Source organism: Nosocomiicoccus massiliensis, assembly GCF_000438455.1.
GTDB classification, from domain to species: domain Bacteria; phylum Bacillota; class Bacilli; order Staphylococcales; family Salinicoccaceae; genus Nosocomiicoccus; species Nosocomiicoccus massiliensis.
Window position 1 is genome coordinate 22592 of sequence record NZ_CAVG010000121.1, and the last position, 11682, is coordinate 34273.

The 11682-nt window shown below is 39.4% G+C and carries 12 protein-coding genes; 1 reads left to right on the plus strand and 11 read right to left on the minus strand.

Annotated features, from left to right (window positions below):
• Nucleotides 1-91 precede the first annotated feature (91 nt).
• Nucleotides 92-328 (plus strand): hypothetical protein, encoded by a 237-nt coding sequence (locus TJ68_RS08420; RefSeq protein ID WP_148128987.1) that lies wholly within the window; start codon nt 92-94, stop codon nt 326-328.
• Nucleotides 329-497: 169 nt separating this feature from the next.
• Here the strand turns inward: TJ68_RS08420 and pyrE are convergent, their stop codons facing one another.
• The 11 genes from pyrE to TJ68_RS05875 form a co-directional block, all read right to left on the minus strand.
• Nucleotides 498-1106: an orotate phosphoribosyltransferase gene (gene pyrE, locus TJ68_RS05825; RefSeq protein ID WP_040929224.1), complete on the minus strand. Its 609-nt coding sequence runs from the start codon at nt 1104-1106 to the stop codon at nt 498-500.
• On the minus strand, nt 1106-1798 hold the full coding sequence (pyrF, locus tag TJ68_RS05830) for an orotidine-5'-phosphate decarboxylase (protein ID WP_040929225.1): 693 nt from the start codon (nt 1796-1798) through the stop codon (nt 1106-1108). The genes pyrE and pyrF overlap by 1 nt, the downstream gene beginning before the upstream one ends.
• 9 nt (nt 1799-1807) lie before the next feature.
• Nucleotides 1808-2710: a dihydroorotate dehydrogenase gene (locus TJ68_RS05835; protein WP_040929226.1), complete on the minus strand. Its 903-nt coding sequence runs from the start codon at nt 2708-2710 to the stop codon at nt 1808-1810.
• A complete protein-coding gene (locus TJ68_RS05840) occupies nt 2707-3456 on the minus strand; it encodes a dihydroorotate dehydrogenase electron transfer subunit (RefSeq protein WP_040929227.1) in 750 nt (249 codons plus the stop codon). The genes TJ68_RS05835 and TJ68_RS05840 overlap by 4 nt, the downstream gene beginning before the upstream one ends.
• A 13-nt stretch (nt 3457-3469) precedes the next feature.
• Entirely contained in the window at nt 3470-4732 is a 1263-nt protein-coding gene (locus tag TJ68_RS05845; RefSeq protein ID WP_052327345.1) for a dihydroorotase, read from the minus strand.
• Nucleotides 4698-5615, minus strand: coding sequence for an aspartate carbamoyltransferase catalytic subunit (locus tag TJ68_RS05850; protein WP_040929228.1), 918 nt, complete (start codon nt 5613-5615; stop codon nt 4698-4700). Before TJ68_RS05850 ends, TJ68_RS05845 begins: the two co-directional genes overlap by 35 nt.
• Before the next feature lie 45 nt (nt 5616-5660).
• Nucleotides 5661-6176, minus strand: coding sequence for a bifunctional pyr operon transcriptional regulator/uracil phosphoribosyltransferase PyrR (pyrR, locus tag TJ68_RS05855; RefSeq protein WP_040929229.1), 516 nt, complete (start codon nt 6174-6176; stop codon nt 5661-5663).
• Between the two features lie 207 nt (nt 6177-6383).
• Nucleotides 6384-7298 carry an RluA family pseudouridine synthase gene (locus tag TJ68_RS05860; RefSeq protein WP_420329225.1) on the minus strand — a complete coding sequence of 305 codons (915 nt, stop codon included), beginning with the start codon at nt 7296-7298 and terminating at the stop codon, nt 6384-6386.
• Nucleotides 7279-7758: a signal peptidase II gene (lspA, locus tag TJ68_RS05865; RefSeq protein WP_040929230.1), complete on the minus strand. Its 480-nt coding sequence runs from the start codon at nt 7756-7758 to the stop codon at nt 7279-7281. The genes TJ68_RS05860 and lspA overlap by 20 nt, the downstream gene beginning before the upstream one ends.
• An 8-nt stretch (nt 7759-7766) precedes the next feature.
• Nucleotides 7767-10505, minus strand: coding sequence for an isoleucine--tRNA ligase (gene ileS / locus TJ68_RS05870; RefSeq protein ID WP_040929231.1), 2739 nt, complete (start codon nt 10503-10505; stop codon nt 7767-7769).
• A 259-nt stretch (nt 10506-10764) separates the two neighbouring features.
• Nucleotides 10765-11547 (minus strand): YlmH family RNA-binding protein, encoded by a 783-nt coding sequence (locus tag TJ68_RS05875; protein WP_040929232.1) that lies wholly within the window; start codon nt 11545-11547, stop codon nt 10765-10767.
• Nucleotides 11548-11682 lie beyond the last annotated feature (135 nt).

Below are 11682 nucleotides of genomic sequence, written 5' to 3' on the forward strand. Positions count from 1 at the left end.
CTTTCTCGTCGGTGCGTTTGTGATTGTGCAGTTTGCGTCGGTGAGATGAAGAAACCACCGACGATTTAATGATTTGCGTCGGTGAGATTGGATGTTCACCGACGATTCAGTGATTTGCGTCGGTGAGATTGGATTTTCGCCGACAATTCGGATTATCGTCGGCGAATGGATTTTTTCACCGTCGCAGAACGGACTTTCGTCGGCGAATTTTTTATTCACCGACGGGAAAGACAGTATCGTCGGCGAAAAACCCGAAACTCAAAATTTCACCGACGATTCGACCGTTACCGTCGGCGAACTGAATTTTCACCGACGATTTCCTTATTAGCGACGGTTAACTTTTCATTTCACCGACGATTCAGCTTATCGACGGCGAGACCGATCTTTCACCGACGATTCCCGCATCCAAACGTACGAAATCACATCAACCCCCCATCAATACGCACCAAAACCAACAAAAAAAGAAGAACTCGGCGCAATGGCCGAGTTCTTTCATTTTATAAATTATCTCTAAAGTTTTTAACGACTTCGATGTCTGCTTCACTGAGTCTGTTTGTTTCTTCGCATAGTTCAAGCATTTCGTCGATCGTGCTTAAACTTGCGTATTCTAATCCTGCTGCTTCAAAGTTTTCTTTTAGTACGTCTAGTTCATAACTAAATACACTCATCACAGAAATGACTTCAGCGCCAGCTTCTTTTAAAGCGTCTGCTGCTTTTAAGCTTGAGCCGCCTGTTGAGAATAGGTCTTCGATTAAAATCACTTTTTTACCTTTGACGTCGCCGCCTTCGATTTGCTTTCCTGCACCGTGCTTTTTCTTTTCACCGCGGACGTACACCATCGGTAAGTCGAGGCCTGCTGCTAAAAATGCTGCATGAGGAATCCCAGCGGTTGCTGTACCGGCGATAACTTTAACGTCGCTATAATTTTCTTTAATCTTTTCAATGAATAACGTAATAAGTTCTTTTCTTTCTTTCGGGAATCCTATCGTTTTACGGTTATCACAGTAGATTGGAGATTTAATGCCACTTGCCCATGTGAATGGATCGTTCGGTTGGATTTTAACCGCTTCGATATCTAATAAAATTTCTGATACACGCTTACTCATTATTTCCCCTCCCACATTGCTTTGATTTTATGATAACTTTCAACTGGATTGTCTGACTGAGTAATCGGACGACCTACTACGATATAGTTTGAACCGAGTCTTCTCGCTTCGTCTGGTGTTACGATACGTACTTGGTCGTCTGTTTGACTCTCTTTTAGTCGAATCCCCGGTGTAATTGTTAAAAAGTCTGGACCAATTTTGTCGTGTAGCATTTGACTTTCTAATGGAGATGAAACAACCCCATCTAAACCAGCGTCGTATGTGAGTTGTGCTAAGTTTAGCACTGAATCTCTTAACGATAATTTTGACTGAAGTTCGTGTTCAACCATATGTTCGTTTGTACTCGTTAACTCAGTAACTGCAATACAAATTCCGTCTGGATTATATTCTTTAAAGCTTTCGTTTGCACGTCTCATCATTTCACTTCCACCGCGTGCATGTACGTTTACCATTTGTACGTCTAAACGGCCAAGTCCTGCCATCGTACGTGACACAGTGTTCGGGATATCATGAAGTTTTAAATCTAAAAATAAATCATGTCCCATCGCGCGAATTTCTTTAATGACGTTATGCCCTTCAAGCATATATAATTCCATACCAACTTTAACGTATAGTTTTTCATCGAATTGTTTTAAGAAGTTTTCGACCTCTTCATAACGATTAAAGTCAAGTGCAATAATTGGTGTATTCATTGTATCCTCCTAGAGCGTTCTCCCTTTTAAGTCGTGTATATGTTTAATGTTTGTGTTTTTTAAGTATGCTTCAAGTCCGTCTATTAATTTCGGACAAGTCATCGGATCTGTGAAGTTTGCTGTACCAACTGCGACCGCATCTGCCCCGACTGAAATAAAGTCGATGACGTCTTGCACGTCCGTGACGCCACCCATCGCGATGACAGGCATATCTGGTAATGCTTTTTTCACTTGGTAAACCATGTTTAACGCAACTGGTTTAATTGCTGGACCAGATAAACCACCCGTAATATTACTAATAATCGGTTGGCCATTATTATCAAGTCGCATACCGACGAGTGTGTTAATCATCGTGAGACCATCACATACATCTTTAACTGCCATCGCCATATCGACGATTGACGTGACGTTTGGTGAAAGCTTAACGTAAACTGGTACTTCTGACACTTCGTATACTGCTTTAGTTAAGTTGTACGCCATCTCAGGGTTCGTACCGAACTGGATCCCACCTGCTTTAACGTTTGGACAACTAATGTTTAACTCTAAAGCATGTACGTTTTTCGCTTTTGAAATACGTTTTGCGACTTCCACATAGTCTTCGATTGTCGTTCCAGCTACGTTAGCGATTAACGGTACATCAAACTGTTCTAAATATTTAAGTTCATGTTCTAATACGTGGTCTAAACCTGGATTTTGTAGTCCAATCGCATTTAACATGCCTGAATCTGTTTCAGCTACTCTCGGCGTTGGATTCCCTTTACGTGGTTCAACTGTTGTCGCTTTAATCATAATCGCGCCGAGTTTAGAAAGGTCGTAAAACTGACTGTACTCTTCACCAAAACTAAAGCAACCAGAAGCTGGCATAATCGGGTTTTTTAAAGAGAGACCTGGTAATTCTACGTTTAAACTCATAAAATGATCTCTCCTTTTTTAAATACTGGACCGTCGACACATAATTTCACTTGCGTGCCGTCTTCTTTATCAGCAACACATGCGTAACACGCACCAAATCCACATCCCATACGCTCTTCTAATGAAATGTATCCATCCATATCTAACGTGTCACTTAACACTTTTAACATCACTTTTGGTCCACAAGAATAAAATTTATCGAACTTAGTATCTAACGTGTCGATGACGTCTGTGACATATCCTTTTGTGCCGTAACTACCATCGACTGTTGCGATATATGTGTCTCCGTAACGGCTAAACTCTTCTTCATAAAAGACTTCACGCTTAGAACTAAAGCCTAATACGTGTGTCGTTTTTACGCCGCGTTTATGTAATTGCTTTGTTAACTCAAGTAGTGGTGGTACACCAATACCTCCACCGACGATTAAAACGTGATTTGCATCTTCTACTGGAAAACCATTTCCAAGAGGTGCTAACACATCTACGTTGTCTCCAGCTTTTAATTTCGATAATTCTGTAGTCCCTTTTCCACCGGCACGATATACAATTGTAAAAGTCTCATTGACAGCATCAACGTCCGATATAGATATCGGACGTCTCAGCATAAACGCCGAAGTCTCGTTTACACGAATATGTGCAAACTGACCTGGCGTTTTCATTTTACTTGTAATCGGGCCATGGATCACCATTTTGTATATGTTATGTGCAATTTCTTCTTGAGATTTTACACTGAGTAAGTGATTCATGTCGACACTCCTATTATTTTTCGTAGACGATTTTACCGTCGCAAATTGTCATGAAAATATCTGACTCTAATTCCTCACCAATAAATGGTGAGTTGCTCGCTTTAGATACGAATCCACCTTCAGTTATCGTTACGTTATCTTCTAAATCAATCACTGTTAAATCTGCGAGTTTTCCTTCTTTAATCTCACCGCTATCTAAGTTAAAGACGTTACTTGGTTTAACTGTCATGAAATCTACAAGTTGTTGTAACGTGAATACACCTGTTTTAACGAGCTTCGTATAGAGTAATTGGAACGCATGCTCAATACCGACGATTCCAAATGGAGCTTTCTCGACACCAGCTGCTTTTTCATCTTTATGATGAGGCGCATGGTCTGTTGCGATAAAGTCAATCGTACCGTCGAGTAGGCCTTCAATTAACGCTTCACGGTCATCGCTACCACGTAGTGGCGGGTTCATTTTGAAGTTTGGGTCGAGTTCAGTGAAGTCACTTTCGTCTAACACTAAGTGGTGTGGTGTCACTTCAGCTGTCACTTTAATGCCCGCACGTTTTGCGTCGCGAATGACACGAACAGATTCTTTCGTTGACACGTGACATACGTGATAGTGGCACCCTGCTGCTTCAGCAAGTAATACGTCACGTGCGATTTGTGTAGACTCTGCAAGACTTGGAATTCCTTCGACGCCGAGTCTTTCTGATACGTCACCTTCATGAACCGCACCAGTCCCTGCGAGTGAGTTATCTTCAGTATGTGCAACGATCGGCATATTAATCGCTGCTGCTTTTTTCATACCTTCATACATAACTTTTGCTGTTTGGACACCGACACCGTCATCAGTAAATGCGAATGCACCGTGTTCTTTTAACCCGTCAAAGTCGACGAGCTTTTCTCCACTTAACCCTTCAGTAATCGATACGTAAGGTAACACGCGAATGACTGCGTCACGCTCGATAATTTCGTTAACTTTGTCGAGTGTTTCAACGCTATCGATAATCGGGTTTGTATTTGGCATCGGACATACTGTTGTAAATCCTCCACGTGCTGCTGCTAAAGATCCTGTTTTAATCGTTTCTTTATGTTCAAAGCCTGGTTCTCTAAAGTGAACGTGAACATCGACGAGTCCTGGTGTTAATAATTTACCGTTTAAGTCGATAACTTCGTGACCTTCTTGCTCGATTGAATCCGCAATTTTTGTGATAATACCGTCTTCGATTAATACATCTTTTGTGATGAAGTCATTATCTAACAATAACTTCGCTTGTGTTAAAAGCACTAGATTTCTCTCCTTCAAGAACTCTTTCTAAAATACTCATTCTGATAAACACACCGTTTGCCATTTGTTCGAAGATAACACTCTTATCTCCTTCTACACATTCGTCAGTAATTTCTACACCGCGGTTCATTGGTGCTGGGTGCATTAAGATAGCGTCATCTTTCATGCGTGCAACGCGTGCTTGGTTAATACCGTATCTTTGGTTGTACTCGATGTTTGATAATAACATTTTTCTGTCGTGACGTTCGTTTTGTACACGTAACATCATGACGACGTCACAGACTTCAATCGCTTCGTCTAATTCCATGTAAGGCACTCCAAGTGAGTGATCTTGGTACTCTTCTGGACCTGAGAAGTAAACGTCTGCGCCCATTTTACGAAGTGCTGTTGCGTTTGATTTCGCTACGCGTGAATGAACGATGTCTCCAACGATTACGATTTTTAACCCGTGGATTCTGCCGTGGTGTTCGTAAATTGTCATCATATCGAGTAGCGATTGTGATGGGTGGCTTCCGCTTCCGTCTCCACCGTTTACGATTGGAATGTTAATGCCTTCTAATTGCTCGTAGTACTTATTATCAGGGTGTCTAATGACAAGTGCATCTACACCGATTGCTTCAAGTGTTTTACACGTGTCGTATAACGATTCACCTTTTTGAACTGCTGATTGTGACACTTCAAAAGGAATTGCGTGCATACCAAGTCTAAATTCAGCCATTTCAAAGCTTGATTTTGTACGTGTTGACGTTTCAAAGAATAAGTTACATACCGTTTTGTCTGTGTCGAATTTTTTGTAGTCGCCTTTTTTGATTTCTTGTGCGCGTGTAATAATTTCGTAAATCTCTCTTGGTGATACGTTGTCCATTGATAATAAGTTTTTCATAGTATATGCCTCCGGTTTTAAGATTATTGTAGGAGTAGTTTTAGATTAAGAAATTGAAACTGAGTTTTCACCGTCGATTTCCTCGATTTTAACGACGACTTCTTCTTCTTTTCGTGTCGGAATGTTTTTACCGACGAAGTCTGGTCGTATCGGTAACTCTCTATGACCTCGGTCAACGAGTACTGCGAGTGAAATCGTCTTTGGTCTATGGTGGAACATAATTGCGTCTATTGCTGCTCGAATCGTTCGACCCGTTTGCATGACATCATCGACTAAGACGACGTGCTTATCATTTAAATCACTGTCAGTGTCTAACCCTTCAGTGTTTTCACTTCTCGCTGTGTCATCTCTAAAGTTTTTAATGTCAATCGTACCGCCTGCAACCGCTTCTCCTTCGATTGTTTCAATCTTGTCTCGCATTCGGTTTGCAAGGTGCTCACCGCGTCTTCGAATACCAAGTAGTACGACGTCACTACTTCCTTTATACCTCTCGAGTATTTCGTGTGACATTCTCGTTAAACTTCTATTGATTCCTTGTTCATCTAAAACAGTTCTTGCCATTTGGCATCCTCCTAATAATCATAAAAAAATACTCATGCCAAAGACATGAGTATACGCGTCAGTAAACTCGCACATAGTGCGAGTATTATATATATACGTTTCATCATGTCTTTTTGGCCTCACGGGACCAATTTTAAAGACACATAAGTATTTAATTATGTTGCTTATTATAATAGTCTTATTTAAACTATTTGTCAACATAATCCATTAACTTTTTTCTAAACGTAATTCTTCTAATACTGTTTTAAATTGTTCTGGTAATTCAGATGAAAAACTCAGTCGTTCTTTCGAAACGGGATGCGTAAAGCCAATTGTTTTCGCATGCAGTAATTGTCCATCTGTATCGAATTTTGTCTTTCTTCCGTATACGGGATCTCCAACGATTGGATACCCAATATAATCCATATGAACACGAATTTGGTGTGTACGACCCGTCTCTAAAATCGCTTCGATTAACGTGTATCCATTAAAACGTTCTAATACGTTAAAATGCGTCACCGCATCTTTTCCATCGTCGACGACAGCCATTTGTTGACGCTTTTCTTTGTTACGTCCAATCGGTGCGTCAATTGTTCCTTTATTATGTGGAATATCACCGTGAACGAGTGCAACGTATCTTCTGTCGACAGTTTTTTCTTTTAACTGGTCACTTAAATCGCGATGTGCAACATCGTTTTTAGCGACCATTAACAGCCCACTCGTATCTTTATCGATTCTATGAACGATACCTGGGCGATACTCTCCGTTAATGCCTGAAAGTGAATCGAGCGCATACATTAAACCGTTGACGAGCGTGTTACTTTTATGTCCAGCTGACGGATGAACAACCATCCCGGACGGTTTATAGACGACTGCAACGCTATCATCTTCATATACGATATTTAAATTTAAATCTTCAGGTATAATATCGACATCTTCTACTTCACGTTCAAATACTTCGATCACGTCATCAAGTTTCACCTTATAATTCGGTTTCACAACGTCTCCGTTAACAGTAATATTACCTTCTTTTAAACGGTTCTGAATTTCAGTACGAGAACTATCTTCGACGTAATCGAGCAACAATTTGTCGATACGTACGTTGACATCTTTTTCTTCGGTTTTAATTTTCACTTTGTTCACCACGATCTGTAAAGAATTGAAATAGCATGAGTATGACTCCAATTGTTAAACTTGAATCTGCAACGTTAAATATCGGGAAGTCATATGAGAAAATCATCGTATCGATCATATCGACCACTTCTTGAAATAATACACGGTCGATAAAATTCCCTAATGCTCCTGCAATTAGCATTGTCAGTGATATTTGTAATAGTAAATCATCCGTCGCTTCTTTTTTATAAAAATATAACAGCATGATTATGACGAATACAGTTATAATGTAGAACAACCACATTTTACCTTGTAACATGCCCCACGCTGCGCCACTATTTCTATGTGACGTGATCGATAAGAAGTTTTGGATGATTGGTATCGATTCCCCGTAGTCCATGTATTTAACTACGAGGAATTTTGTAATTTGGTCAAGTGCCAATATACCGATACCGAAAATACTCATCGGAATAATTCGATAGTTTTTCATCGTCTCACCTAGTTTTCTCCAACAACAGTACGGCAACGATCACAAATATCATCTTTACCGCTCACGAGGTTTCTGTCTGTTTTATAGTTCCAGCAACGTGCACATTTTTCACCTTCAGCATGCTCTACTTTAACTGTCGTGTTTTGATATGCTGTACCGTCTGTTAACTCATCGACGATTTCAACTTGCGAAACGATAAAGAGCTGTGTGAACTCTGAATTGATGCTGTCTTTTGTTAATCCTTCAGGTAATGTTAACGTCACTTTCGCATCGAGTGATTTACCGATGACTTTTTCGTTACGTGCCACTTCTAACGCTTTATAAACGTCATCACGTACCGCCATAATTTGTGCCCACTGTTCTAATACTTTCTCATCGACATCTTCTTTGTCACTAAAGTGTGTTAAGTGGATACTTGCAGCTGTACGGTGTGGTGTATGGTCGTAAATATCTTCTGCAGTGTGAACGAGCACTGGTGCTAACACTTTTGTTAAATCTTCTAAAATACGGTGTAACACTGTTTGTACACTACGTCTTACTAAAGAATCTTCTTTTTCGATATATAAAATATCTTTTGCATAATCTAAGTAGAAGTTTGATAAGTCTACGTTGATGAAGTTCTGTAACGACTGGTAGATTGTAATATAGTTATACGCGTCGTAGTTATCTCTCGTTTCGTTATAAAACTTAGTAAATTTGTTGTACATATATTTATCGACGTCGTATAAATCGTCATAGGCAACTTTGTCTGTTTCAACGTTAAAGTCGTTTAAGTTACCGAGTAGGAATCTCATCGTGTTACGGATTTTACGGTATACGTCTGACACTTGTTTTAAAATGTCGTCAGAAATACGTACGTCTTCTTCGAAGTCACTTGAGAATGCCCAGAGACGAATGATGTCTGCACCCATTTGGTTCATAATTTTCGTAGGATCTACAACGTTACCGAGTGATTTTGACATCTTCTTACCTTCTCCGTCCATGACGAATCCGTGTGATAATAACTCTTTGTATGGTGATACACCGCGCGTTGCGACACTTGTAATCAGTGAAGAGTTAAACCAACCTCTATATTGGTCAGAACCCTCAAAGTATAAGTCTGAAGGATACGTTAAGTAATCTCTATAATCGAGTACCCCTCTATGAGTAGATCCAGAGTCAAACCAGACGTCCATAATATCTGTTTCTTTTTCAAACGTACCGTTTGGAGAACCTTCGTGCGTAAATCCTTCTGGTAATAAGTCTTTTGCATCCCACTCAAACCAAACGTTACTTCCGTGTGTTTCAAAAAGGCTTGCAACGTGTTCCATTACTTCTGGGTCTACGATTGCTTCTCCATTTTCAGCATAGAAGAATGGAAGTGGTACACCCCAAACACGTTGACGTGAAATGACCCAGTCTCCACGGTTTTTAATCATGTTATACATACGTTCTCTATTCCACTCAACTTGGAATTTCGTGTTGTTTAATGCTTCTAAAATTTCTTCACGGACGTTTTCGATTGACGCAAACCACTGTGGTGTTGCACGGAAGATTACCGGTGTTTTAGAACGCCAGTCATGTGGATAGGAGTGCGTAATGAACTGTAGTTTAACTAATGCGCCAGCTTCATCTAAGTCTTCACCAATTACTTTGTTTGCATCGTCATAGTATAATCCTTCATATTTGCCTGCTTCTTCAGTAAATACACCTTTGTTATCTACTGGAGATAAAATTTCAAGATTATATTTTTGTGCAACTTTATAGTCGTCATCCCCGTGACCAGGTGCTGTATGGACAAGTCCAGTACCGCCGTCAGTCGTTACGTGATCTCCTAAAATAACGAGACTCATACGATCAAATAGTGGGTGCTTTGCTTCGACGCGTTCGATTTCAGAACCTTTAAATTCTTTCATACGAGCGACTTTTTCTTTATCCCACTCGACTGCTTCTAAATACGTGTCAAGTAATTCTTCAGCAATGACGTACGCTTCACCTTCATAATCAAACTGAACATAATTCAGTTCAGGGTGAACAGCGATTGCTAAGTTTGAGGGAATCGTCCACGGAGTTGTCGTCCAAATGACTAAGTTTACGCCGTTTTCAATTACTTCATTACCGTTTTCTACTTTGAACGTCACGTAAATTGACGGTGAACGCTTGTCTTTATATTCAAGTTCCGCTTCAGCTAAACTCGATTCTGATACAGGTGACCAGTACACTGGTTTTTTACCACGGTAAATTAAGCCACGCTCCACCATATCTTTTAAGACACGTACTTGTGATGCTTCAAATTCTGGTTTATATGTTAAATACGGGTTATCCCACTCTCCGTCGATACCCATACGCATAAATCCTGTCATTTGACCTTGTACTTGTTCGTTTGCGAATGCTTCACATTTTTTACGGAATTCACTCACTGACATTTTGTTGCGGTCGACACCTTTATTTGTCAGTGCTTGCTCGATTGGTAAACCGTGCGTATCCCATCCAGGTACATATGGTGTGTAATATCCTTGCATTTGTTTGTTACGGTTAATGATATCTTTTACGATTTTATTTAACGCGTGTCCCATATGAATCGCACCGTTAGCATATGGTGGTCCGTCGTGTAATACGAACGGTTCATTCCCTTTATTTAATTCCAATTTTTTATTATATAAATCCATTTCGTGCCAGCGTTTTTGCATTTCTGGCTCTTTTTGTGTTAATCCGCCGCGCATTTTAAAATCCGTATGCGGCATAAGTAGCGTGTCTTTGTAATCCATTCTTATATTTCCTCCTAATAAATTAAAAACTCTTTACAAGTCAAAAAGGGACGATTTCACCGTGTTACCACCCTAATTGACTCATAAAGAGCCCACTCATTTATATATTTATATAATTATCATATTAGTGATATCAATATATTTATTTTCTAGAGCTTTCACCGTCCTCTAGTCGCTTTAAAAAAGTCAATATATTGCGTGTCTAATACATTAATAACATTATGCAAAAATTTCAGACTATTGTCAAACCATATTGAAACTAGTCTTCATACACTAAAACTTCGATTCTCGACTTCCCTTTTCTCGTTTCATGAATAAACTCACTCACGATAAATCTTCCAAAACCTCTCACACTGATTACGTCTTCAAGTTCGACTTGGAAACTCGGATCTGTCACGAGTGCATGGTTGACTTTAACTTTCTCTCGCGTGATACGATTTTTACTTTTTGCACGTCCTTCTTTTAACACTTCTGATACGATCACATCTAAACGAAACGATGAGACGATTATCGAATGTTTCGTCGTATTCGAGACTGCGCTTAAAAATTCATCATTAGGAATTTTAACGAGTTCGATCGGTGCGTTTTTTATCGTCGTAAGTTCTGATGTAAATAAATCAAAGAAGTTTTTATCGATCGCAAATTGTATATGATCTGAAAGAATAATGTCACCGAGTTTACTACGGTCGACGCCGACATTCATCATCGCACCTAAAATATTACGATGTGTTAGCGTCACAAATTTTTCTGGATAATGTAACTCTACCGTCTCAATTTCAAAATCATCTCGAGAGACTTCTAACATTTCTGGAACGAGTAAGACACGTTTGCGTTCGTGGTTATCTTCACTACCCCCACCGTAATATTCAATTTTTATATCAGGGAAACGTCCGCTAATACTTTCGATAATTTTACGTTCTCTTGGATCAGTAAAATCGAGTAATACAGGATAATAATCTCTCGACGCGATTTCAAATTTACTATAGTAAAAAATAATCTTTTCTTTTTCTTCTTGTCTAAAATGTTGAAATAGGGATTCCATAATATAACTCCTAATGGCGAAATAAAAAAGAGATATTGTAACAATATCTCTTACATTAACATATTATATAACGATACAAATATTTGACGCATACCAAAGTTAAATAACTGGAATATAATAATTAAAAAGATCGGT